The 21,623-nt window shown below is 63.9% G+C and carries 25 protein-coding genes; 10 read left to right on the top strand and 15 right to left on the bottom strand.

Annotated elements, in window-relative coordinates; all coding sequences use genetic code 11:
- Positions 1-35: 35 nt before the first annotated feature.
- The 3 genes from ACGYLD_RS12320 to ACGYLD_RS12310 form a co-directional block, all read right to left on the bottom strand.
- Positions 36-1,544 carry a DEAD/DEAH box helicase gene (locus tag ACGYLD_RS12320; protein WP_271693456.1) on the bottom strand — a complete coding sequence of 503 codons (1,509 nt, stop codon included), beginning with the start codon at positions 1,542-1,544 and terminating at the stop codon, positions 36-38.
- A 149-nt stretch (positions 1,545-1,693) separates the two neighbouring features.
- Complete coding sequence (locus tag ACGYLD_RS12315; protein WP_271693457.1) at positions 1,694-2,629, bottom strand: glycosyltransferase family 2 protein; 936 nt, start codon at positions 2,627-2,629, stop codon at positions 1,694-1,696.
- Positions 2,630-2,707: 78 nt separating this feature from the next.
- Positions 2,708-4,327, bottom strand: a complete 1,620-nt coding sequence (locus tag ACGYLD_RS12310) for a peptide chain release factor 3 (RefSeq protein WP_067268179.1) — start codon at positions 4,325-4,327, stop codon at positions 2,708-2,710.
- A gap of 103 nt (positions 4,328-4,430) precedes the next feature.
- On the opposite strand from ACGYLD_RS12310, the gene ACGYLD_RS12305 reads away from it, so the two are divergent.
- Complete coding sequence (locus tag ACGYLD_RS12305; protein ID WP_271687628.1) at positions 4,431-4,814, top strand: nuclear transport factor 2 family protein; 384 nt, start codon at positions 4,431-4,433, stop codon at positions 4,812-4,814.
- Here ACGYLD_RS12305 and ACGYLD_RS12300 read toward each other — a convergent pair.
- Positions 4,811-5,824, bottom strand: coding sequence for a Hint domain-containing protein (locus ACGYLD_RS12300; RefSeq protein ID WP_394402710.1), 1,014 nt, complete (start codon positions 5,822-5,824; stop codon positions 4,811-4,813). The genes ACGYLD_RS12305 and ACGYLD_RS12300 overlap by 4 nt on opposite strands.
- Positions 5,825-5,960: 136 nt before the next feature.
- Between ACGYLD_RS12300 and ACGYLD_RS12295 the strand changes: the two genes are divergently transcribed.
- The 5 genes from ACGYLD_RS12295 (at position 5,961) to ACGYLD_RS12275 (ending at position 10,069) form a co-directional block, all read left to right on the top strand.
- Positions 5,961-6,740 (top strand): SDR family oxidoreductase, encoded by a 780-nt coding sequence (locus ACGYLD_RS12295; protein WP_271693460.1) that lies wholly within the window; start codon positions 5,961-5,963, stop codon positions 6,738-6,740.
- Positions 6,741-6,883: 143 nt separating this feature from the next.
- The gene (locus ACGYLD_RS12290; protein ID WP_271693461.1) at positions 6,884-8,242 is read left to right on the top strand and encodes a sodium:proline symporter; all 1,359 of its coding nucleotides are present in this window, start codon (positions 6,884-6,886) and stop codon (positions 8,240-8,242) included.
- Between the two features lie 42 nt (positions 8,243-8,284).
- Complete coding sequence (locus ACGYLD_RS12285) at positions 8,285-9,373, top strand: ABC transporter ATP-binding protein (protein ID WP_067268171.1); 1,089 nt, start codon at positions 8,285-8,287, stop codon at positions 9,371-9,373.
- Positions 9,370-9,720, top strand: coding sequence for a Lin0512 family protein (locus tag ACGYLD_RS12280; RefSeq protein ID WP_394402708.1), 351 nt, complete (start codon positions 9,370-9,372; stop codon positions 9,718-9,720). The genes ACGYLD_RS12285 and ACGYLD_RS12280 overlap by 4 nt, the downstream gene beginning before the upstream one ends.
- Positions 9,713-10,069 (top strand): Lin0512 family protein, encoded by a 357-nt coding sequence (locus ACGYLD_RS12275; protein ID WP_394402706.1) that lies wholly within the window; start codon positions 9,713-9,715, stop codon positions 10,067-10,069. The genes ACGYLD_RS12280 and ACGYLD_RS12275 overlap by 8 nt, the downstream gene beginning before the upstream one ends.
- Before the next feature lie 23 nt (positions 10,070-10,092).
- Here the strand turns inward: ACGYLD_RS12275 and ACGYLD_RS12270 are convergent, their stop codons facing one another.
- A complete protein-coding gene (locus ACGYLD_RS12270; RefSeq protein ID WP_394402704.1) occupies positions 10,093-10,755 on the bottom strand; it encodes a helix-turn-helix transcriptional regulator in 663 nt (220 codons plus the stop codon).
- Between the two features lie 183 nt (positions 10,756-10,938).
- On the opposite strand from ACGYLD_RS12270, the gene ACGYLD_RS12265 reads away from it, so the two are divergent.
- From ACGYLD_RS12265 to ACGYLD_RS12250, 4 genes are read left to right on the top strand one after another with little or no spacing between them, the layout of a single operon-like run.
- Entirely contained in the window at positions 10,939-11,205 is a 267-nt protein-coding gene (locus ACGYLD_RS12265; protein WP_067268177.1) for a twin-arginine translocase TatA/TatE family subunit, read from the top strand.
- Between the two features lie 4 nt (positions 11,206-11,209).
- Positions 11,210-11,776, top strand: a complete 567-nt coding sequence (tatB, locus tag ACGYLD_RS12260; protein ID WP_394402702.1) for a Sec-independent protein translocase protein TatB — start codon at positions 11,210-11,212, stop codon at positions 11,774-11,776.
- Positions 11,777-11,781: 5 nt separating this feature from the next.
- Positions 11,782-12,639: a twin-arginine translocase subunit TatC gene (gene tatC / locus ACGYLD_RS12255; RefSeq protein WP_067267932.1), complete on the top strand. Its 858-nt coding sequence runs from the start codon at positions 11,782-11,784 to the stop codon at positions 12,637-12,639.
- Positions 12,636-13,484, top strand: coding sequence for an ATP-binding protein (locus ACGYLD_RS12250; RefSeq protein ID WP_271693467.1), 849 nt, complete (start codon positions 12,636-12,638; stop codon positions 13,482-13,484). Before tatC ends, ACGYLD_RS12250 begins: the two co-directional genes overlap by 4 nt.
- 57 nt (positions 13,485-13,541) lie before the next feature.
- Here the strand turns inward: ACGYLD_RS12250 and ACGYLD_RS12245 are convergent, their stop codons facing one another.
- From ACGYLD_RS12245 to ACGYLD_RS12200, 10 genes are all read right to left on the bottom strand, one after another.
- Positions 13,542-14,783: a M23 family metallopeptidase gene (locus ACGYLD_RS12245; protein ID WP_271693468.1), complete on the bottom strand. Its 1,242-nt coding sequence runs from the start codon at positions 14,781-14,783 to the stop codon at positions 13,542-13,544.
- 61 nt (positions 14,784-14,844) lie between these two features.
- Positions 14,845-15,501 (bottom strand): protein-L-isoaspartate(D-aspartate) O-methyltransferase, encoded by a 657-nt coding sequence (locus ACGYLD_RS12240; RefSeq protein WP_067267929.1) that lies wholly within the window; start codon positions 15,499-15,501, stop codon positions 14,845-14,847.
- A complete protein-coding gene (gene surE / locus ACGYLD_RS12235) occupies positions 15,498-16,283 on the bottom strand; it encodes a 5'/3'-nucleotidase SurE (RefSeq protein ID WP_271693469.1) in 786 nt (261 codons plus the stop codon). Before surE ends, ACGYLD_RS12240 begins: the two co-directional genes overlap by 4 nt.
- Positions 16,284-16,355: 72 nt before the next feature.
- The gene (locus ACGYLD_RS12230) at positions 16,356-17,009 is read right to left on the bottom strand and encodes an SDR family oxidoreductase (protein WP_271693470.1); all 654 of its coding nucleotides are present in this window, start codon (positions 17,007-17,009) and stop codon (positions 16,356-16,358) included.
- 64 nt (positions 17,010-17,073) lie between these two features.
- On the bottom strand, positions 17,074-17,334 hold the full coding sequence (locus tag ACGYLD_RS12225) for a pilus assembly protein PilZ (RefSeq protein ID WP_271693471.1): 261 nt from the start codon (positions 17,332-17,334) through the stop codon (positions 17,074-17,076).
- A 190-nt stretch (positions 17,335-17,524) separates the two neighbouring features.
- Entirely contained in the window at positions 17,525-18,373 is an 849-nt protein-coding gene (locus tag ACGYLD_RS12220; protein ID WP_394402700.1) for a ferredoxin--NADP reductase, read from the bottom strand.
- Between the two features lie 68 nt (positions 18,374-18,441).
- Positions 18,442-18,873, bottom strand: coding sequence for a DUF934 domain-containing protein (locus ACGYLD_RS12215; RefSeq protein ID WP_271693473.1), 432 nt, complete (start codon positions 18,871-18,873; stop codon positions 18,442-18,444).
- Complete coding sequence (locus tag ACGYLD_RS12210) at positions 18,870-19,661, bottom strand: phosphoadenylyl-sulfate reductase (RefSeq protein WP_271693474.1); 792 nt, start codon at positions 19,659-19,661, stop codon at positions 18,870-18,872. Before ACGYLD_RS12210 ends, ACGYLD_RS12215 begins: the two co-directional genes overlap by 4 nt.
- Positions 19,651-21,327, bottom strand: a complete 1,677-nt coding sequence (locus tag ACGYLD_RS12205; RefSeq protein ID WP_394402697.1) for a nitrite/sulfite reductase — start codon at positions 21,325-21,327, stop codon at positions 19,651-19,653. Before ACGYLD_RS12205 ends, ACGYLD_RS12210 begins: the two co-directional genes overlap by 11 nt.
- A complete protein-coding gene (locus ACGYLD_RS12200) occupies positions 21,327-21,623 on the bottom strand; it encodes a DUF2849 domain-containing protein (RefSeq protein WP_136720162.1) in 297 nt (98 codons plus the stop codon). The genes ACGYLD_RS12205 and ACGYLD_RS12200 overlap by 1 nt, the downstream gene beginning before the upstream one ends.

The following is a 21,623-nucleotide window of genomic DNA, read 5'->3' as shown; positions in this document are numbered from 1 at the left end:
GATCGGCGGCGAATTCATGCCCGCGTCGGCGCGGTTCAGATGCGTTCGCGGAAGCTTAGACCGATGAAGTCTGGCGTGTGATCGCCCAGACCGACGACACGGTTGTCGTTGCCGCCCCGTTTGTCGCCCCGGCCACGTCCGCCGCGCGACTTCTTCTCGTCCTTGTTGCCGCGGCCCGACTTGCGTTCGTCCAGCGCGGCCTCTGCCTTTTCGGGCTGCGCTTTGTCGTCGGTTTTGGCGTCGACCTTGGCCTCGGCCTTCTCGGCCTGCGGTTGCTTGTCCTCGGCGGGTGCGTCGACAGGTTTGTCGGCCTTGCGGCTGCGCGAGCGGGTCCGCTTGGGCTTGTCATCGGACTTGGCCGGTGCGTCGGAGGTCTCCTCGGCGGGTTTGGCTTTGCCGAGCGGGTTTTCGATGCGCGGGATTTCCTTTTGCACCAGACGCTCGACATCCTCGAAGTTCTTTTCGTCGCGCGGCTGGCAGATCATGATCGCCTTGCCATCGCGGCCCGCGCGGCCGGTGCGGCCAATGCGGTGCACATAGTCTTCGGCATGGCTGGGCACGTCGAAGTTGAAGACATGGCTCACGCTCGGCACGTCAAGACCACGCGCGGCGACGTCAGAAGCCACGAGGAAGCGCAGCTCGCCGCCCCGGAACCCTTCGAGCGTGCGAGTCCGCTGGCTCTGGTCCAGATCGCCGTGGATCGGGGCTGCGTCATAGCCGTATTTCTTCAACGATTTCGCGACGATATCCACGTCCATCTTGCGGTTGCAGAAGATGATCGCGTTCGTGCATTTCTCGCCTTCGGCATCGATCAGCAGGCGCAGCAGCTTGCGCTTCTCGCTCGCCTCGCGGTCCTTGCGCGAGCCTTTGAACATGACAACGCCCTGTTCGATATTCTCGCTCGTGGTCGCCTGACGCGCCACTTCGATCCGCTCAGGGTTGCTGAGGAAGGTGTTGGTGATCCGCTCGATCTCGGGCGCCATGGTGGCCGAGAAGAACAGCGTTTGCCGGGTGAAGGGCGTGAGGCCGAAGATCCGCTCAATGTCCGGGATGAAGCCCATGTCGAGCATCCGGTCGGCTTCGTCCACGACCATGACCTTGACGTCCGACAGGATCAGCTTGCCGCGCTCGAAATGATCCAGAAGGCGGCCCGGGGTGGCGATCAGCACGTCGACGCCCTTGTCGATCAGCTTGTCCTGCTCTTTGAAGGAGACGCCGCCGATGAGCAGCGCTTTGGTCAGTTTCAGATGCTTGGAATAGGTGTCGAAGTTCTCGGCCACCTGCGCGGCCAGCTCCCGCGTGGGGCAGAGCACGAGGCTCCGCGGCATCCGGGCGCGCGCCCGGCCACGGGCGAGAAGTGACAGCATCGGCAGCGTGAAGCTGGCTGTCTTGCCGGTGCCGGTCTGGGCGATGCCCAAAACGTCACGACCTTCAAGAGCGGGGGGAATGGCGCCCGCCTGAATAGGTGTGGGCGATTCGTAGCCAGCCTCATCAATAGCTTTGAGGACCTTGGCATTCAGGTTCAGATCGGTAAATTTTGTCATGTGCGTCCGAGTTGAGCGGACACTGACTTGGCCCGCGGCAGCAATACAAGCCGGCCCGAATGGCCCAAGGGGCGGCATTTGCCGCGGCATGTTGCGAAAGCGCATAGCAAGTTGCGGCCCAGCCGTCAAACACTTGCCCTCTCAGGCGCTTAACTTGGGAAATGGCGCGACACCTTTGCATCAAGGTCGAGATCGGCGAGACGCAGCAGACCGTGGTCTTTCAACGTTTCGCGCAGCTCAGGCGTATCGGCGCAGACCTCATCAAAAAAGGCGCGCAATCCCGGCTCACCCCCTTCGGATTCGATCATGGAAAAGAGTTCATGCATCGACAATCCGCCGCGATCGCGGGGGCGGTTGGGGGCCAGATCGGCGCGGTAGGAGCCTTTTTCCAGCCGGTAGCGATAGGCGGCGAGCCACTCCGGCCAGCTTTTCGCGTGAAGATGCGCAAGATCAATGCCGGGCTGCTGCTCTGGCCCGTCGATCATCGTATCGTTCTGAAAAGCGTTGTGGATCTGGAGCCGCACCTCCGCCATCCCGGTGCGAACGAAAACTTTCCCGGCCAGATGGCTCAGAAAGCCGCCTTTGACGTAGTCACCATAGGTCGGGTAGAGCGCCGAGACGATCTGGGCGCGCTCGGGGCCGTTGGGAATGAAGGCTTTGAAGGCCGTGCCATCCCCGGCCAAAGCCTCCATCGGGCGGATGCGGGTGATTGTTTGTGCCGGGGGCAGGGTGGCAAGCACCTCATCCACCGGGCGGTCAGAGACGATGAACTCGTCCACATCCATATGGATCAGCCAATCCACATCATCCGCCCGGTTATAGGCGCGGGTCGCGTTCTGGCTTTGACGGACTTGGTGCTTTTGCGGACGTTTGCCACAAAGCCTTTGCCAATAGGCCTCATCGCAGGTGGTGACACGGATTTTCGGATGGGCCTTCAGGCTTTCGAAAGCCTCTGGGTTCTCGGCATCGAGGTATAGGTAGAGGCGGTGCGCGCCCGCCTCCAGATGGTAGGCGGCAAAGCGTCGTATCTCCTCTGCGGGGGCCAGGATCGTGGCCACCAGCCCCCATTTCGTCGTCGTCGTCATCGCGTCTCCCCAGTTGGGGTTAGAATGCCATGATCGGCCCCGAAATCAAGGTTTTCTGCCCCCCGGGGGCGGGCCGTTTTACACCATCATTTCCTTGGTCGCGGTCAGCTTCACATCCGGGTAATCGCGCTCGACGCGGTCGATGTCCCATTGCAGGCGGGTCAGGTAAACGATGTCGCCATCATGGTCATGCGCGATGTGCTGTTTGTTACTATCGATAAACTTATCAACGGCTTGCTTCGTGCCGTTCACCCAGCGGGCCGAGGTGAACTGAGACGGCTCAAACCGGACCGGCAGGCCATATTCCAACTCGATCCGGCTGGCGAGCACTTCGAATTGCAACTGGCCGACAACGCCCACGACAAACCCCGAACCGATCGAGGGTTTGAACACTTTTGCGGCACCTTCTTCGGCGAATTGCATCAGCGCTTTTTCAAGGTGTTTCGCCTTCAGCGGATCGCCCGCGCGCACGGATTGCAGCAATTCGGGCGCGAAGGAGGGGATGCCGCTCACGCGGAGCGCTTCGCCTTGGGTCAGCGTGTCACCGATGCGCAGCTGCCCGTGGTTGGGGATGCCGATGATGTCACCGGCCCAAGCCTCCTCGGCCAACTCGCGGTCGGAGGCGAGGAACATGACCGGGTTGGACACCGTCATCGGCTTTTTCGTGCGCACATGGGTCATTTTCATGCCGCGCTCGAAATGCCCTGAGGCGAGGCGGACAAAGGCCACACGGTCGCGGTGCTTGGGGTCCATATTGGCCTGCACCTTAAAGACAAAGCCCGCGACTTTTTTCTCTTCGGGCAGGATCTGGCGTGGGGTGGCGGCTTGGATTTGCGGCTCTGGCCCGTATTTGGCGATGCCTTCCATCAATTCACGCACCCCGAAGGAGTTGATGGCCGAGCCGAACCAGATCGGGGTTAACGTGCCTTCGTGCATCGCCTTGAGGTCCAGCGGTGGCAGCAATTCGCGCGCCATCTCCAGATCCTCGCGCAGTTTCTCCAGCAGCGCGGCGGGAACGTGTTCGGCGAGCTTTGGGTCGTCCAGCCCTTCGATCTTGATGCTGTCGGCGACGCGGTTCCGGTCGGCGCGGTCCATCAGTTCCAGCCGATCGCGCAGCATGTCATAGCAGCCCACGAAATCGCGGCCCACGCCGATGGGCCAGCTTGCGGGCGTTACGTCAATGGCGAGGTTCTCCTGAATCTCGTCAATGATTTCAAAGGTATCGCGGCTTTCCCGGTCCATCTTGTTACAGAAGGTGAGGATCGGCAGGTCGCGCATCCGGCAGACCTCGAAAAGCTTTTGCGTCTGGCTTTCCACGCCTTTCGCGCCGTCGATCACCATCACGGCGGCGTCCACTGCCGTCAACGTGCGGTAGGTGTCTTCGGAAAAGTCCGAGTGGCCGGGCGTGTCGACGAGGTTGAACCGGTAGTTGGTGTCACCGCTATGGAAGTCAAAGGACATGGCCGAGGCCGAGACGGAAATGCCCCGGTCCTTTTCCATCGCCATGAAGTCCGAGCGCGTGCGCCGCGCCTCGCCCTTGGCGCGCACTTGGCCGGCCATCTGAATGGCCCCGCCGAACAGCAGGAACTTTTCAGTCAGCGTGGTTTTGCCCGCGTCAGGGTGGCTGATGATCGCAAAGGTGCGACGGCGCGCGATCTCGGGCGGCAGGGCGGGGCGGTTTTGCGGCGTGTCCAACATCCGACCCATATAGGCCGCGCCGCGACCGGGCGCAATCTGGCCATTGCTGCGAATCGCTGGGTGGCGTAGGGTGAGAACATAAGGGGTACATGGAGGGGATGCGATGGAACTGAAAGAGATTGCCCGCGAATTGGTCGCGGGCTGCCGTGCGGGGAATGCTGCGGTGCGTGCGAACCTTGATCGGCTCTATGCCGACGATGCCGTCTCGGTCGAGGCCGCTGATATGGGCGGGCAGGGGCGAGAGACCCATGGGGTCAAGGCCATCCACGGCAAGCACGACTGGTGGGAAAACGCGATGGAGGAACATAGCACCGAGGTGATCGGCCCGTTCTACTTTGGCGACAGCCAGTTCAGCGCGATGTTCAAGGTCGATGCCACCGACAAGCAAAGCGGTGAGCGGTTCCAGATGGAAGAGATCGGCGTTTACCACGTCAAAGACGGCAAGATCGTCCGGGAGGAGTTCCACTACGCCGTCGAGGCACCTTAACGGGTTGAGGCTTTGCGCAGCAGCGCCGCCGCGTCGGGGCGGTCAAGCAGTGCCTCTGCCAGATCGAGCCCGGCATGGGGCAGATCGGAATGGCCGGGGATCACCTCGCCCAAGGCTTCGGCCATCTCTGGCGGCAGGACCGAGCGGGTGCGGCTGTCGACCAACATGGATTCGGCGGCGATGCCTTCGGCATAGATGATCTGATGCCCGTCAAAGAGCAGTTGGAAGTAGTCGACGAATCCACCGTCCTTCACCGTCACGCTATCGCCGTTGACCAGATGCCGCGCCTTGACCAGCAATTCGGACCGACCCGCGCCCATCTCATCGCTGCGTTGATAGATGAACAGCCGGTGATCGGGGCTGACGATCAGGTCGTGTTCGTTGTTGAGCGTGCCTGCGCGGATGCGGATCGGGGCAAATTCGCCCACCGCGCGCAGGGTGCTTTGCCCGATCCAGCGCAGGGTTTGCACGCCATCATCGCGGGTCAGGATACGGTCCCCCACGCGCAGGTCTTCGATAGGCCGCAATTCACCCGTGCTGAGCGAGATATGGGTGCCGCGCGTGAAAGAGACGCAGGCGAGCTGACCGAATTTTTGCCGCGCGGTCTGGGTGTCGATGCCCACGATCCGGTAGCCCGTCTGCGGTGTCAGCGGGCCAAACGGCAAAAGGTAAACCTCTGCCGCGTGACCGTGTTGATCGACCTCCACCAGCAGCAGCGCCTCTTGGGTCTGCCCGTCGGGCGACATCAGCGTCAGCAGGCTGTCGAGATGCAGATCGCCCCCGGGGCGGCCCACGCCGGTATCCTCAGTAAGGCGGAATTGATCGCCGGGCAGGGTTAGCAGAGACAGGCGCTGCGGCTCTGCCGCGCGGTCCAACTCATAGACATCATCGAGGACCAATTCGGCGGCAAAGGATAGCGCATCGCCCATATTGGCCCCATCGCTCGCGCGGAATTGCCCGCCGCGGTAGACGGCGAGGTTCTGTGCGGGGGCGGTGCGGCTGGGGGACATGACGGGCCTTTGGTTCTGGGGCTTTCGCCAGTGAGATAGGCTAGAATTGTGGCCCGGATGGGTCAAGGCTCGGGTGATTTGCTGGCATTGGCGGCGCGGCGTGGTAGGCATATGCAAATGCATAGGAGGAATCAGAATGGATTTGGGAATCAAAGGGAAGAAGGCGCTGGTCTGTGCCTCGTCCAAGGGGCTTGGCCTTGGCTGCGCCGAGGCGCTGGCGGCGGCAGGGGTGAACCTTGTGATGAACGCCCGCGGCGCAGAGGCGCTTGAGGCCTCGGCGGAGCGCATCCGTCAGGAACACGGCGTCGAGGTCACCACCGTCGCGGCGGATGTGGCCACGGAAGAGGGGCAGGCGCTGGTCATCAAGGCGGCAGAGGGCTGTGACATTCTGGTCAACAACGCGGGCGGCCCCCCTCCCGGCATGTGGCAGGATTGGGACCGCGAGGATTTCATCAAGGCGCTCGACGCCAATATGCTGGCCCCCATCGCGCTGATCAAAGCGCTGGTGCCCGCCATGATGGAGCGCGGCTGGGGCCGGGTCGTGAACATCACCAGCCAGTCGGTGCGCGCGCCGATCCCGGTTTTGGGGCTGAGCAACTCCGCCCGCACCGGGCTTACCGGCTATGTCGCGGGCACCTCGCGGCAGGTGGCGGGCAAGGGGGTTACGATCAACAACCTTCTGCCGGGCATCCATGCGACCGACCGGGCGGATTCGCTCGACGCCAATGTGGTCAAGCAAAAGGGCATCACGCTGGACGAGGCCCGCGCCGAGCGGCAGGCGGGCATCCCTGCAGGGCGCTATGGCACCCGTGAGGAGTTCGGCGCGACCTGTGCCTTCCTTTGTTCGCAGCACGCGGGCTTCATCGTGGGGCAGAACCTGCTGCTGGATGGCGGCGGCACCAATCTGACCATGTAAACCCTCCATGGCCGGGGCGCGCGTCCCGGCCATACAGCGTCGCGGTGGATCACATTCCTGACAGCAGCGGTTTCAGTGCTGGCTCGGATTGCAGGCGGCGGCTAACCCTTGTGGATCAGCTTCTCGCAAAAGGTCCACCGCCCATGCAAACCACTGTTCTTGTCCTTCTTTTCGCAGCCGTGATCCTTGCCAGCCTCTTGGTGGCACCGCGCCGCGCGACGGTCGAAGGCTTCTTTGGCGGAGCCAATGCGGCAGGCCGCGCGCCGGGGCTTTGGGTGCTGGTGCTGAGCCAAGTCACCACATGGATTTTCGCCCGCAGCCTGATGAACGCGGCGATCTTGGGTTATTTTTACGGCATCGCGGGCACACTGGCCTATGCGGCCTATTACGGGTCTTTCCTGACGGGCGGTTTCATCGTCGGCCATCTGCGGCGCGGCGGCGCGCGGTCGGTGCAGGACTGGCTGGCGGGGCATTTCGGGAGCGCGGGCACGGCGGCCTATAACCTCGTGATCGGGCTACGGCTGCTCTCCGAGGTTTTTGCCAATCTCTTGGTCGTCGCGCTGATTTTCGAGGCCGTCTGGCCCGGGTCGGGCACGCTTGCTGTGCTGATCGTCGCCGCCCTTGGCTTTGGCTATTCGGCGTGGGGCGGGCTTTCCGCCGCGCTGCGCACGGATGTGGTGCAGATGCTGGTCTTTCTCGTCGTCTTCGGCCTTGCGCTCGGCGCGCTGCTGCTCAGCCCGGGGTTCGAGCTTGGCGCGGTGCTGAGCGCGCCAGGAGCCTCTGGCTCCTACAACGGCTGGGTGCTCTTGGTCGTGGCGCTGTTGCAGGTCTTTTCCTACCCGGCGCATGACCCGGTGATGATGGACCGCGGCTTTCTCGCGGATGAGGCGACGACGCGGGCGTCTTTCCTCCATGCCTTCTGGATTTCGACCCTTTGCATCATCGGCTTTGGCTTTTTCGGCATCCAAGCCAGCCTGACCGGCGCGGCCTATGAGGGGGAGCTTATCGGCACATGGGGGCAAATGTTCCCGGGCTGGATTTTCGTGGCGCTGATGCTGTCGCTGCTGGTCTCGGCGCTGTCGACGCTCGACTCGGCGCTCGCCTCCGCCGCGCGGCTGATGGTTGAGGAATGGCGCATCGCGCCGCGCAGCCTGAGAGGCGGGCGGCTGGTGATGGCGGGGTTCATGGCGCTTGGTGCGCTGCTGACGCTTTGGGGCAACGCCACGCTCTTTGATGCCGTGGCGGTGAGCGGCACCGCGTCGATGTTCCTCACCCCCGTGCTGCTGGTGGGGCTGGTGGCGGGGCGCGCGATCCCGGTCTGGAGCTACCTTGCCGCCTTTGCCGCCGCGATGCTGGGGGCTGCGGCCTATTTCGCGCGGGGCTGGGGATGGGTCGCGGCACTTCTGCCCGAGGGGCATAAATACGAGCAATTGCTGGTGATCTGCATCATCGTGCTGCTGGCCGGGTTTGCAGCGGTGCTTGCGGGGGCGCGGCGGGGCTGATAGCTGGGTTTCCGAGCGATTTGATCGGATACCGCAGCCTCCATGAGTGACCCCACCCCCCGTCTGGAAATCCGCAACCTGCGCCGCGCCTATGGCGGGCGGCAGGTGGTCGATGACGTATCTTTGCAGATCTTGCCGGGGCAGGTGACCTGCCTGCTTGGCCCCTCGGGCTGCGGCAAATCCACCACGTTGCGCATGATCGCGGGCGTTGAGATGCAGGACAGCGGCACGATCCATGTCGATGGCAAACTGATCTGCGACACCATGTTCCGCGTCCCGCCCGAGCGGCGCGAGATCGGCCTGATGTTCCAAGACTTCGCCCTGTTCCCGCATCTGAGCGTTGCCGACAACGTGGGCTTTGGCCTCAAGAAAGGCACGCGTGAGGAGAAACGCGCGCGGATCGAAGAACTGCTCGAACGGGTGGACCTGCTGCGCTATATCGACGGCTATCCGCACCAGCTTTCGGGCGGGGAGCAGCAGCGCGTGGCGCTGGCCCGCGCGCTGGCCCCGCAGCCGCGTATCATGCTGATGGATGAGCCGTTTTCCGGCCTCGACAACCGCCTGCGCGATGGCATCCGCGACGAGACGCTGAGCATCCTCAAGGAAGAGGACACCGCCGTTTTGCTGGTCACCCATGAGCCGGACGAGGCGATGCGCATGGCCGATGAGATCGCCCTGATGCGCGACGGCAAGATCGTGCAGCAAGGCGCGCCCTACAACGTCTATACGCGGCCCGTGGACCGTGCCTCCGTCGCCTTTTTCAGCGATGCCAATGTGCTTGAGGCCACGGTGACCGGGGCGCTGGCTGATACAGTCTTCGGCCAATTTCTCGCCCCCGGTGTGGCCGATGGCACGCCGGTGAATATAGTCTTTCGCCCGCAACACCTGCGCATCGACTTTGACCGGGCGGGCAAAGGGCCGCGCCCCACGGCGACTGATGGCACACCGGCCCGCGCCGTGGTGGAACGCGCGCGCTTTATGGGGAACGAAAGCCTTGTTGAATTTGTGTTGGAGGAGGACGGATCGCGGCTCAAGGCCACGGTGCCCAATGTCTTTTTGCCGCAACCCGGCGCCGTCATGTGGCTGACCGTGCGCCGCGACCGCTGCTTTGTCTTTCCGGTGACCTCATGAAACCACTGTTAGTAGAATTCGGCATGGGTTCGTCCCTGCGCCGCGCCGATTACACGCAGGCCGCGAAACGTGCGGTGCAGGATGCGCTGTGGCACAATTCGATCAATCTGGCCGAGCTTTTCGGTTTCGATAAATCGGCCATGCGCATCACCCTCGACGTGGGCGTGCAGCGCCCCGATCTGGTCGATGCCGAAGCGCTGCGCGCGGTCTTTCCCTATGGCGAGGTGACGGTGAAGCTGCATCACGGCGGCCTCGACGTGCCGCGCCCCGAAGGGGAAGGGAACCCAACGGTCATGGCCAATGTGGCGCTTTCCGTCGGCTTCGAGATGGAGCGTGCCGATGGCTGAGGAGCGGATCATCATCGAAATGGGCATGGGCAACGATCTGCATGGGATGGACTATACCAAAGCCGCCGCCCGCGCGATCGAGGATGCCTTGCGCCATTCCTCCCTGCCGCTGTTCGGCGCGCTAGAGGTGACGCCGGATCAGATGCGCGTGCAGGTCACCGTGGCGGTGCAGGAGCCTGAGAAGGTGGATGTCGACGCGCTGGTGGCCAAACTGCCGCGCGGTCGCGCCGAGGTGCACGCGGTAAAGGGCGGGCTGAACGTGAAAACGGGACAGGATACCATCGTGATCGCGCAGGCCAGTGTCGAGGCGTTTTTGCCCCCGCAAACTGGCTGGCAATTGAAGGGCTGAGGCGGGGCGGCCCTGATCTGGGGTTAGGGGCGATGATCCGCGAGCGTTCTGCCCGGCTCGTCCACGAACAACTCCGGTAGGGGTTCGGCGCTGCCGATCTGATCAAGCGGCAGGGTCACGAAATCCGCCACCCCCTCGCTCCAGGCCGTCAGCAGCCAGAACCGGCCCCAATTTCGCACCTCAAGCGGGCGCACCACCTGCGGCGCTTCGCCGATCACCGCAATCCGCAGCTTTTGACGGGCCTGCACCGCCGCGCGCAGCACCGGCAGATGGGTGAAAACCCGCGTGGCTTTGCCCTGCGACCTCAGCGCCTGCGCCCATGCGGCACCCTCGGCAATGGTCTCGGTCGGCAGCACCGCGTCGAACTTGGCAGCCAATGCCTCTGCCGCGGCTTGCAGGGCGGGGTCGCCCACCTCTGCTGCCACGGCAAGGCCGAGGTTCAGCGCCTCCAACTCCGCCGCCGTCAGGGTCAGCGGGGGCAGGGTGATCGCAGGGATGATCCGATAGCCTTCGCCCCGCGTCCCAGCGATGGACAGGCCCGCCGCGCTGAGCTTGCCCATATCGCGGTAGATCGTGCGGGGGGAGACGCTGAACTGCCGGGCCAGATCCTCGGCCCGGTGCAGCCGCCCATCCCGCAGCCTGTCGATCAGCCGGACAAGCCGGTCTTCGGTTTTCGCTGATACCATGATGCCTCCTGACGCTCCTGACAAAAACATGTCACAACGGGAATTGCACGCGCGAAAATCGGCAGTCCTTCGCCCGCAGCACCGCCCATCCGCCGCATTGCCCCTTCATGGTCCCGGCGCCGCCCGCTATCACGGTGCAGACCGGCGCGACCAGACCGCGCCAAACCTGATGGGAGAACAGACATGTTGAACAATATCGGACTGCCGGGCCTGCTGCTGATCGCGGTTGTCGTGCTGGTGCTTTTTGGCCGGGGTAAGATTTCCTCGCTCATGGGCGAAGTCGGCAAGGGCATCACCAGCTTCAAAAAGGGCATCAGCGAAGGCGAAGAAGAGAACAAGCGCGACGAGATCAAGCATGTCGAAGACGTGCACCATGCTGACCTGCCGGAACATGCCGATCAGGGCACCCATCCCAAGACCGACCTGAAGGCCGACAAGGACCGGGTGTAACCCGATGTTCGATCTGGGTTGGACGGAACTTTTAGTCATCGGCGTGGTGGCCCTGATCGTGGTCGGCCCCAAGGACTTGCCCGTGCTGTTTCGGCGCGTCGGGCAATTCGTGGGCAAGGCCAAAGGCATGGCGCGTGAATTCAGCCAAGCGATGAACGATGCCGCCGATGAAAGCGGCATGCGCGAGATGTCATCGTCGCTGAACAAATCGCTCAAAACGGCCAGCAACCCGCTGGGCAGCGCCATGGATGAGGTCAAGGACGCGACCCGGTCACTGACCAATTTCGACCCTGATAGCGAGACTGGCAAACTGGCGGCGCAAAAGGCCGAGGATGTGAAGAAGATCCAAGCCAGCACCGCGCGGGCCGCCGCCGAACGCAAGCAACGCGAAGCGGCGGAAGCCATGGCCGAGGCCGAAGCGGCAGAGGCGAAGCTTTCGGACGCCGCCCCGGCTAAGGAAGCCCCGGCGCGGCCTGTGATCGAAAAAGACGCGGGCCCGGCCCAAGTGGCATCGGACGATGCCGCCGCCAAGACCTCAACGGCACCCAAAGCTGCCGCCAAGAAAGAGTGAGTTGAATGAGCGCCACCGACGATTATGACGAGATCGACGACAGTTCCGCCCCGCTGATCGAGCATCTGGCCGAGCTGCGCACGCGGCTGATCCATTCGGTCATCGCCTTCATCATCGGCATGGTGATCTGCTTCACGGTGTGGAACCCGATTTTCAACTTCCTCACCGAACCGCTCTGCTCGGCCATGGCGGAGCGAGGGCAGGAGGATTGCGGGCTGATCCTGATCAAGCTGCAGGAAGGTTTCTTCGTCGCGATCTCGATCTCGCTTCTGGGCGGGCTGGTGCTGGGCTTTCCCTTCATCAGCTACCAGCTTTGGCGCTTCGTCGCCCCGGGGCTCTACAAGAACGAGAAGGGGGCTTTCCTGCCCTTCCTGATCTCTTCGCCGGTGATGTTCTTCCTTGGCGCGGCTTTCGCCTTTTACGTCGTCACGCCGCTGGCCTTCGACTTTTTCCTTGGCTTCCAACAGGCGGGCACGCTGGTCGGTGGGCCGGATGGTGAGAACGGCATTGCGGCCATCGCCTTCCAAGGCTCGGCGCAGGAGTATCTCTCGCTCACGATCAAGTTCATCGTGGCTTTCGGCCTGTGTTTCCAGTTGCCGGTTCTGCTGACGCTGATGGGCAAGGCCGGGCTGGTCAGTTCCGAAGGTCTGGCCAATGTGCGCAAATATGCGGTGGTGGCGATCCTCGTGCTGGCCGCGCTGGTCACCCCGCCGGATGTGATTACGCAGGTGATCCTTTTCGTGGTGGTTTATGGCCTTTACGAAATCTCGATCTTCCTCGTGCGCCGGGTCGAGACAAAGCGCAACGAAAAGCTGCGCGAAGAGGGCTACTTTGACGACGAAGACGAGGAAGACCTGCTGTGATCAATGATCCGATGGACCGTATCGCGGCGGCGCTGGAGCGTATGTCTCCCGCGCCGCTCGCCGCGCCGGACTTCGATGCGGCCACTGCCTTCGTCTGGCACACCGACCCCGACCGTCTGATGCCCGTGCCGCAGGTCGCGCGGATCGACCTGCCGCTTCTGGTGGGGGTGGATCGGGCGCGGGATACGCTCTTGGCCAATACCCGTCAATTCGCGGCGGGGCTGCCTGCGAACAACGCGCTGCTCTGGGGAGCGCGGGGCATGGGGAAATCCAGCCTTGTCAAAGCGATACACGCTGATGTTCAAGCATCACATGAAGCATTGCGCATCGTTGAACTGCAGCGCGAAGACCTGCCTTCGGTCGGGCGGCTTCTGACCCTGCTCCGCGGGGCCTCGCAGCGGTTTATCCTGTTTTGCGACGACCTTAGCTTTGGCCATGACGACGCGCATTACAAATCGCTGAAGGCCGTGTTGGATGGGGGCATCGAAGGGCGGCCCGAGAATGTCGTACTCTATGCCACATCGAACCGCCGCCACCTGATGCCGCGCGACATAATCGAGAACGAGCGCGGCAGCGCGATCAATCCTTCCGAGGCGGTCGAGGAAAAGGTCTCTCTCTCTGACCGGTTCGGGCTCTGGCTGGGGTTCCACCCCTGCGATCAGGACCAATATCTGGCGATGATCCGCGGCTATTGCGATGCCTTCGGCGTGGAGATCGACGACGACACATTGCGCGCCGAGGCTGTCGAATGGCAGGCCACACGCGGCGCCCGCTCGGGCCGGGTGGCCTGGCAGTATTTCGTGGATTTGGCGGGCCGAAAAGGCGTTCCCGTTTCGGGCGGCTGAGCGCCGGACGGTATTGGCGAAAGGGGCCGCATATTCTGCGGGCCCTTTGTCGTTTGGTTACTGAATGTAGGGCGTCGGATCGACGCTCTCAAAGCCTTTGCGCACCTCGAAATGCACATGCGATTCCGATCCGCCGCGCAGTTTGGCAATCTGCTGGCCACGGCTGACGCTATCGCCCTTAGCCACATTCACGCCATCGACATTCGCATAGACCGTGAGCAGGTTATTGGCATGGCGCACCACGACGATCGGGATGCCCTCCGCACTTTTGGTGATCGCGGCGACGGTGCCCGCCTCGGCGGCTTTCACCGGCCCGCCGGGGCTGCCCTTGATGTTGATCCCCTCGTTCTTGCCCTTGGAATAGGCGCGGATGATGGAGCCTTGGACCGGCGGGGTCATCTTGGTCGCCTTTGCCGGGGCGGTGGGCTTGCCCACATCGGCCACAGGCTCTTTCGGTTCGACCTTGGGCGGCAGGGGCTGTGCGGTCTCATCCTGCGGCAGCGGTTTGGCGGCAGAGGGCGGCGTCGGCGTGGGGGTGCCTGCGCCGGGCGCGCTGGTGACCGGCTGCACGGGGCGCGAGGCGGCGGCGCTCGACGCGGTGTTGGTCGCCTGACGCGGGGGCGCCTGTTTCTCGACCGGGATCAGCAGGAATTGGCCCTCGCGGATCGCGAAATCGGGGCCGAGGCCGTTCCACTCGGCCAGTGCCTTGACCGGCACGTTGTAAAGACGCGCCACGGTATAGGCGGTCTCGCCACGCTCGACCCGGTGGCGCACAGGCTCTTTCGCCTGCGGTGCTGCGGGCTGCGGCGCAGGCGTGCTGGTGGTGCCTGCAGGGGGCAGGCTTTGGGTCTGCACGCTGGGGGTCGCCGGGGCGCGGTCGATGGCGCTGCCGGCAAGGGTGGTAATGTCCACGGCGCCATTGGTGCCCGGCGCGGGCTCAGACACGCGGCGGGGCAGGGCGATGATCTCACCCTGGCGGAGCGGGACGCCCTGATCAATCCCGTTGTAGCGGGCCAATTCGCCGCTGTCGGCGCCCACACGCGCGGCCACGTCTTTCAGCGTATCGCCCCGGCGGGCGACGACGACTTGGTAATTGGGATAAGAGATCACGCCCCGGGCGTCGGGCTTGGGCCGGTCTGCCAAAGGCCCGCGCGCGGCTTCGGCGGTGGAGAACCCATCGCCAAAGGTGCTGCGCATGTCGTAATCCAAGGGCTGATTTTCGCAACCTGCCAGCAGTATCGCACTGGTCCCGGCCATTAGGGTCAGCCGCATGGGGCGGCGCAAGCGTGTTTGGCGCATCTGCAAGTCCTCATCTTCGCCCCCAGACGGTATGGGGCGTTGTCCGTGTCTCTGTAACCTATTAGCCGTCCTTGCCCAAGCCTTCCAGCAGGGGGACAAAGCGCACGGCACGCAATTCGTCGTATTCCAGCCCATCAGCGGTCTTTCGCACGCGGATGAGGTGTTGGACCGTGTCGGATTGGCCGACGGGCAGTACCATGATGCCGCCTTCCTTCAACTGCGCCAGCAGGGGGCCGGGCGGGTCTTCGGCGGCGGCGGTCACGATGATCCGGTCAAAGGGGGCCTGTTCGGCAAGGCCAAAGCTGCCATCGGCGGTGATCGCGGTGATATTGGTCAGATCCATCGCCTCGAACACACCGCGCGCCTCTTGGACCAGACGGCGGTGCCGGTCGATGGTATAGACCCGCCGGGCGAGCTTGCTGAGGATCGCCGCCTGATAGCCCGAGCCGGTCCCGATTTCGAGCACCTTATCGCGCGACGAGACCTGCAAGGCTTGGCTCATGAGCCCCACGACAGAGGGTTGGCTGATGGTCTGGCCGCAGGCGATGGGCAGGGGCATATCCTCATAGGCGCGGCTGGCAAAGAGGCCGCGAATGAAGGGGCCACGGTCGATCGCTTCCATCGCTGTCAGCACGCGCGCATCAGTCACGCCTTTGGAGCGCAGCGCGTAGAGGAACTGCATCTTGCGTTCCGCTTCAGAGATGGGTGGCTCATTCATCCGTTGATGCCCGCCAGCGTTTCGAGGGCCGCGTGATCCGTCAGGTCGCAGCGCATCGGGGTGACCGAGACATAGCCGTCAAGGTTGACGCAGGCATCGCTGCCCGGTGCCGTTTGCACGCGTTGATCGCCGCCCTTGATCCACAAAAAGCGGCGGCCTGAGGGCGACAGATGTGCTTCGGTCGAAAACCCGGTGCCGGGGCGGCGGCCCTGAGGGGCCAGCCGGATGCCACGCACATCAGCGCCCGCTACGGGCGGGAAGTTCACGTTGTAGAAAAGCCCGTAAGCCGCGTCTTCCTTGGGGCTGTGATCCAAAATGCGACGGCAGGTCTCGACGCCGTGCTGGGCAGCGGCCTCAAAAGGATCCGCCAGATCGCGGTTAGCGGGGCCGTAGTATTGCGACAGGGCGATGGCGGGCAAACCCTGCAACGCCGCCTCGATCGCGCCGCCAAGCGTGCCGGAATAGAGCGCGTTTTCAGCCGCGTTATTGCCCCGGTTCACGCCGGAGAGCACCAGATCGGGGGGGGCGGCGGTCATCGTGTCGTGGATCGCGGCAAGGACGCAATCGGCGGGGGAGCCTTCGGTGGCGAAGACGCGTTCGTCCAATTGCGTGATCATCATCGGCTTGGTGTAGCTGATGCAATGGCCCACACCGGATTGCTCGAACGCCGGTGCCACGGTCCAGACCTCGCCCGCAGGCCCGGCCAGTTCCTCGGCGATGGCGCGCAGCACGGCCAGACCGGGCGCGTTGATGCCGTCATCGTTTGTAATCAAAATACGCATGAATGGCCCCTTTTTGCCTTGGTAGGCGAGGGGCGGACCGGCGGCAAGCGCAGCGCGCCGGTGCCGCGCGGTTCAGGAGGCGGAGTTTTCCGACAGTTGCGCCAATACCGCAGCGGCCTGCGTGGCGGTGTCGCTCAGCGCCGCGCGGTCTTCACCGGGGAAGAAGCGGGCGCGGGTGGCGGTGGGCATCGGCTCGGGCGTGAGGATATGGACACGGGGGCCGATCTGCGCGGTCTCGACCTGCCAAGAGGTCGCCAGCGCGATCTGCGCAGCCTTGGTGGCCCCGTAGCTGCCGAAGAATTTCGTGCCCGCACGCGGATCGTCAAAGAAGACCGCCGTGCCATCCGCTCCCAAAAGCGGCGAGACAAAGGTGATCAGCCGCGCGGTGGCGGTGACGTTTCCGGCGATGGATTTCTCGATATCCTTGGCGTCGATGTGATCGGTGGGCGTCAGCGGGGAGGCATGGACGGCGCAGTGCAGCCAAAGGTCAAGCCCGCCCCAGCGGTCATGGATGCCCCGGCACAGCACGGCCATGGCATCGGCGTTGGTGATGTCCATCGGCGCCAAAGTAGCGCTGCCGCCCTTGGCTTGGATACGGTCGTCCAACTCTTCGAGCGCGCCGGTCGTGCGACCGACCGCGATGATGTGATGGGTGGGGGCCAAGGCTTCTGCCAATGCGGCCCCAAGGCCGCGCGATGCGCCGGTGATCAATGCTGTCTTGCTCATGCGCGGGATGTGCACTGCCCCGCGCGGCAGGTCAAGAGGCGCGCGCCGCGCCTCCCTCAAGGTTTCAGCCCTGCGGCAGGCGCAGCACCTGATTGCCGCGGCGGCTGGACAGCACCAACGTCCCTTGCCCGATGGCGGAGACGATGCCGCCTGCGACCTGATCGCCCACTTCGACGCGCGAGATTTTACCGCCACCTTCGCGGATCAGCGCGCCGGGCGTGCTGTCGCTGCCGAAGATGCCGATCAGCGCCGTGCTGGACAGGTCGGCTTTTTGAGTTGCCAGATCGGAGACTTTCTTTGGGGTCGGGGTCCCATTGCTCGCCATTGATATGCCTTTCGCCTGTGGTTGCGTTTCGCGCGGCAGTCCCCCGCGCTCGCAAGGCGTCAGCTAAGCCCTGCCGCAGTGCAGCGGAAGGGGGCGTTTTCGGGATGCGCAGGGTTCTGCCAAAGCGTCGGCAAAGCTGCGCCGACACCTTGGTTGTAACGCTGCGACCTTTCGTAAGGCTTAATTCGGCTCAGCCGACGAAAGCCTTTTCGACGACGAAATGCTGGGGGTCGGAATTGGCACCCTCGGTGAGGCCAAAGCCTTCGAGAATCTCCATAATATCCTTGTTGAAGCCAAGGCTGCCGCAGACCATGGCGCGGTCATGGGCGGCATTGATTTGGGGCACGCCCAAATCTTTGAACACCGTGCCATCCTGCAAAAGGTTGGTGATGCGGCCCATCTTGGGGCTCTCTTCGCGGGTGGTGGTCGGGTAATAGCGAATCTTGGCAAGGTTTTCCGGGCCGATGAGTTCCTGCATCAGCTCGTCGGCCCTCAGCCCTTCGATCAACTGCCGGCCATACTCAAGCTCTGCAACGTCGCGGCAGGTGTGGGTGACGATGACCTCGTCGAATTTCTCATAGGTCTCAGGCTCGCGCAGCAGGCTTGCGAAGGGGGCAAAGCCGGTGCCGGTGGCGAACATCCACAGCCGGTCGCCGGGCAGCAGCGCGTCATGGACCAGCGTGCCCACGGGTTTGGGCCGCAGAATGATCTGATCGCCGGGCTGGATGTGTTGCAGCTTGGAGGTCAGCGGGCCGTCTTGCACCTTGATCGAGTAGAACTCCAACTCATCGTCCCACGCGGGCGAGGCGATGGAATAGGCGCGCAGTAGTGGTTTTTGCTTGCCGGTTTCGGGATGCGGGTCGCCCATCAGGCCGATCATCACGAACTCACCCGAGCGAAAGCGCAGGGAAGCGGGCCGGGTTACCCGGAACGAGAAAAGCTGATCGGTCCAGTGGGTGACCGAGGTCACGGTCTGGGCATCGGGCAATGTCGGGACGGGCTTGGCGGCGGTTTGGTTCACTGTGCTCTGCTCGGTCATCATGGTTTCCGCAAATCGGGTTGCGGCCTCTACTTATGGCAAGGAAGGGGGGAGGGCAATGAAGCGGCCTATTTGGCCGCGGTCGCCGGTCCGGATGCGGCACCGCGCAGGCGAGACTGATAGTCATGGGCCTGCCAATCGGCGCGGGCGCGCCATTGGTCTTCAGGCTGGCGGGCGGCCAGATCCTCGTCGATCTCGACCTCATCGAACCCGGCGCGGCGCGCCATGGCGTATTGGTCGGCCAGCACATGCCCGCGGGCGCGTAGGCGGCCCGTGTAGCCGCGCAGGCGCAGAACGCGGGCGATGGTAAAGCCGCGCCCATCCGCGAAAGAGGGGAAATCGACGCGGATCATCTCAAGCGCCGGGGTCAGGGTGAGGGCATGGGCATCGGCGTCAGAGGCCAGATCGACGGCGCGGCAATCGTTCGCGGCGCCATCCTCGCTATAGCCTTGGGTCCAGTCGTCGGTGGTGAAGCCTGTGTCGGTGACGAGTACGCTCATGATTTGTCTCCTGTTCGGACCACTTTGCCGTTCACAAAGTGGATGCCGCATTCTTCTTTGTTCTGATCGCGCCAGCGCCCGGCGCGCGGGTCTTCGCCCGGGGCCACGGGCGAGGTGCAGGGCGCGCAGCCGATCGATGGGTAGCCCTTGGCCACCAGCGGATGCCGGGGCAGGCGGTTTTCGGTGATGTAATCGCTCACGTCGGACGTGGCCCAATAGGCCAGCGGGTTCACCTTGATGCGCGGTGCGGCACCGTCTTCGGGGATCTCGGTCTCAAAAAACTCCAAGGCCGCGCGGCTGCCCGATTGAAAACGTTTACGTCCGGTGATCCAGCCGTCATAGCCCGCAAGTGCGCTCTGGAGAGGCCGGGTCTTGCGCAGGGCGCAGCAGGCATCGGTGTCATACTGATGCAGCGTGCCATCGGGATCCTGTGCTGCGATTTCTGCGCTGCGCAGGGTGGTGACATTGCGCAGACCGAGGCGCTCGCTCAGTTCCTGTTGGTAGACGAGCGTTTCGGCAAAGAGCATCTCGGTATCGATGAAGAGCACCGGGATGTCCCGCGAGACCATGGAGGCGAGGTGCAACAGCGCCACCGATTCCGCGCCAAAGCTGGAGACGAGGGTGAGGTTCTCGATCTCCGCATCGGCGCGGCGGATCACATCCGTCGCCCCGTGGTGGCGCAACTCGGCGTTGAGCCGTGCCACCTTTTCCTCGACCGCGCGTAGCCCCTCGGGGGGCGGCGCAGCGGTATTTGAGAAAGGATGAAGTTCAGGGGTGTCAAGCGGCATTGGCCCGGTCCTTATTGGCCGTCTCGGGGTAGAGCACCGCTTTGAAAGGCGCGAGGCCGAGGCGGCGGTAGGCTTGCAAGAAGGTCTCGGCGGGATCGTTGCGCAGGTCGAGGTAGCCCAGCACAAGGCGTTCGATGGCCGGGATGATCTCCTCGGCCGAGAAGCCGGGGCCGGTGCGGGTGCCGAGGCTCGCGTCCTCTGTGCCGTCGCCGCCGAGCGTGATCTGGTAGTTCTCTACGCCCGCGCGGTCGAGGCCGAGGATGCCGATGTGGCCCACGTGGTGGTGGCCGCAGGCGTTGATGCAGCCGGAGATTTTGATCTTGAGCGGGCCCACGTCATGTTCGAGCTTCAGCTCGTCGAAACGGGTGGCGATTTCCTGCGCGATGGGGATGGAACGCGCGGTGGCCAGCGCGCAGTAATCCATGCCGGGGCAGGCGATGATGTCCGAGATCAAGCCGATGTTGGCGGTGGCGAGTTTTGCCTCTTTCAGCGCGGCGTGCAGTTCGGGCAGGTCGCTGCGGTGCACATGGGGCAGGATCACGTTCTGCTCATGGCTGATGCGCAGCTCGTCATGGCCGAAGCGGCGGGCGAGGTCGGCCATCACGCGCATCTGGTCTGCCGTCGCGTCGCCCGGCGTGGCGCCATGGGCCTTGAGGCTGATCGAGACGATGGCATAGCCCGGCACGCGGTGCGCGGCGAGGTTGGTATCGGCCCAGGCGCGGAAGGCCGGATCGTTGGTATAGGCGGTCTCAAAGGCCCCGAGGGAGGCTGTTTTGAACGCGGGTGCTGCGAAATCGGCTTCGATACGCGACAGCATTTGCTGGTCGACGCCGGTGAACTGGTCGCGGATCAGCGCATATTGCGCGTCGACCCGGGCGCGGATGTCTTCGATGCCGTTCTCGTGGACGGTGATCTTGATGCGCGCCTTGTACTTGTTGTCGCGGCGGCCCAGCACGTTGTAGACGCTGACGATGGCTTCGAGCGTGGGCAGCAGATCGTCGGCGCTGACAAATTCATAGAGCACCTTGCCGATCATCGGGGTGCGGCCAAGACCGCCGCCGACGATGACTTCGAAACCCTGTTCGCCGTCATGCTCGACAATGCGCAGGCCGATGTCATGGGCCTTGATCACCGCACGGTCGGCGGCGGCGCCGGTGACGGCGACCTTGAACTTGCGCGGCAGGAACTGGAATTCCGGGTGGTCGGTGGACCACTGGCGGATCAACTCGGCCACGGGGCGGGGATCGGCGACCTCATCGGCGGCGGCGCCGGCGAAATGGTCCGCCGTCACGTTGCGGATCGTGTTGCCGGAGGTCTGGATCGCATGCAGTTTCACCTCGGCCAGCGCGTCGAGCATATCGGGCACATCGCGCAATTCGGGCCAGTTGTACTGGATGTTCTGACGGGTGGTGAAGTGGCCGTAGCCCTTGTCCCATTTCTCGGCGATATAGGCGAGTTGGTCCATCTGGGCGCTGTTGAGCGTGCCATAGGGGATTGCCACGCGCAGCATATAGGCGTGCAGTTGCAGGTAGAGGCCGTTCATCAGGCGCAGAGGTTTGAACTCATCCTCGGTGAGCGAGCCGTCGATGCGGCGCTCGACTTGGGCGCGGAACTGGGCGTTGCGCTCGGCGAGGAATTTGTCGTCGAAGTCGGTGTAGCTGTACATCAGACGGTCTCCTGTTTGCCGTGGGCGTAGTTCGAGGGGCCGGTGGCGCGGAACTCTTCGCGGAAATGGGTGGGGCGGGGGCCGCCTGCTTCGGGGGCCACATCCGCGAGGTAGACGCCGACGACCAAATCCTGCTGGCTTAGTGCGTCGATCAGGCGCAGGTCGGCGTCGGCCTCATCGGTGAGGACTTCGGCTTCACTCAGTTTGCGGGTCCAGCCGGTGGCGGTTTGATAGACGACATCGCCTTCGAGCAGCGCATTGGCGGTGATGACCTTGGGGGTGAAGGGTTTGGGCAT

It is taken from the genome of Sulfitobacter sp. 1A12056 (genome assembly GCF_043558125.1).
GTDB lineage: Bacteria > Pseudomonadota > Alphaproteobacteria > Rhodobacterales > Rhodobacteraceae > Sulfitobacter > Sulfitobacter faviae.
Note: the sequence above shows the minus strand (reverse complement) of the source record. Positions and strands in the feature narration are given on the sequence as shown.

Coding starts and splice junctions, on each gene's coding strand:
- surE (WP_271693469.1), bottom strand. CDS start 16,283: ATGCGTATTTTGATTACAAACGATGACGGCATCAACGCGCCCGGTCTG.
- ACGYLD_RS12245 (WP_271693468.1), bottom strand. CDS start 14,783: ATGCGCCAAACACGCTTGCGCCGCCCCATGCGGCTGACCCTAATGGCC.
- ACGYLD_RS12320 (WP_271693456.1), bottom strand. CDS start 1,544: ATGACAAAATTTACCGATCTGAACCTGAATGCCAAGGTCCTCAAAGCT.
- tatC (WP_067267932.1), top strand. CDS start 11,782: ATGAGCGCCACCGACGATTATGACGAGATCGACGACAGTTCCGCCCCG.
- ACGYLD_RS12220 (WP_394402700.1), bottom strand. CDS start 18,373: ATGACCGAGCAGAGCACAGTGAACCAAACCGCCGCCAAGCCCGTCCCG.
- ACGYLD_RS12275 (WP_394402706.1), top strand. CDS start 9,713: ATGGCTGAGGAGCGGATCATCATCGAAATGGGCATGGGCAACGATCTG.
- ACGYLD_RS12270 (WP_394402704.1), bottom strand. CDS start 10,755: ATGGTATCAGCGAAAACCGAAGACCGGCTTGTCCGGCTGATCGACAGG.
- ACGYLD_RS12215 (WP_271693473.1), bottom strand. CDS start 18,873: ATGAGCGTACTCGTCACCGACACAGGCTTCACCACCGACGACTGGACC.
- ACGYLD_RS12300 (WP_394402710.1), bottom strand. CDS start 5,824: ATGTCCCCCAGCCGCACCGCCCCCGCACAGAACCTCGCCGTCTACCGC.
- ACGYLD_RS12280 (WP_394402708.1), top strand. CDS start 9,370: ATGAAACCACTGTTAGTAGAATTCGGCATGGGTTCGTCCCTGCGCCGC.
- ACGYLD_RS12200 (WP_136720162.1), bottom strand. CDS start 21,623: ATGCCCAAACCCTTCACCCCCAAGGTCATCACCGCCAATGCGCTGCTC.
- ACGYLD_RS12230 (WP_271693470.1), bottom strand. CDS start 17,009: ATGAGCAAGACAGCATTGATCACCGGCGCATCGCGCGGCCTTGGGGCC.
- ACGYLD_RS12240 (WP_067267929.1), bottom strand. CDS start 15,501: ATGAATGAGCCACCCATCTCTGAAGCGGAACGCAAGATGCAGTTCCTC.
- tatB (WP_394402702.1), top strand. CDS start 11,210: ATGTTCGATCTGGGTTGGACGGAACTTTTAGTCATCGGCGTGGTGGCC.
- ACGYLD_RS12305 (WP_271687628.1), top strand. CDS start 4,431: ATGGAACTGAAAGAGATTGCCCGCGAATTGGTCGCGGGCTGCCGTGCG.
- ACGYLD_RS12225 (WP_271693471.1), bottom strand. CDS start 17,334: ATGGCGAGCAATGGGACCCCGACCCCAAAGAAAGTCTCCGATCTGGCA.
- ACGYLD_RS12310 (WP_067268179.1), bottom strand. CDS start 4,327: ATGTTGGACACGCCGCAAAACCGCCCCGCCCTGCCGCCCGAGATCGCG.
- ACGYLD_RS12315 (WP_271693457.1), bottom strand. CDS start 2,629: ATGACGACGACGACGAAATGGGGGCTGGTGGCCACGATCCTGGCCCCC.
- ACGYLD_RS12285 (WP_067268171.1), top strand. CDS start 8,285: ATGAGTGACCCCACCCCCCGTCTGGAAATCCGCAACCTGCGCCGCGCC.
- ACGYLD_RS12290 (WP_271693461.1), top strand. CDS start 6,884: ATGCAAACCACTGTTCTTGTCCTTCTTTTCGCAGCCGTGATCCTTGCC.
- ACGYLD_RS12265 (WP_067268177.1), top strand. CDS start 10,939: ATGTTGAACAATATCGGACTGCCGGGCCTGCTGCTGATCGCGGTTGTC.
- ACGYLD_RS12205 (WP_394402697.1), bottom strand. CDS start 21,327: ATGTACAGCTACACCGACTTCGACGACAAATTCCTCGCCGAGCGCAAC.
- ACGYLD_RS12295 (WP_271693460.1), top strand. CDS start 5,961: ATGGATTTGGGAATCAAAGGGAAGAAGGCGCTGGTCTGTGCCTCGTCC.
- ACGYLD_RS12210 (WP_271693474.1), bottom strand. CDS start 19,661: ATGCCGCTTGACACCCCTGAACTTCATCCTTTCTCAAATACCGCTGCG.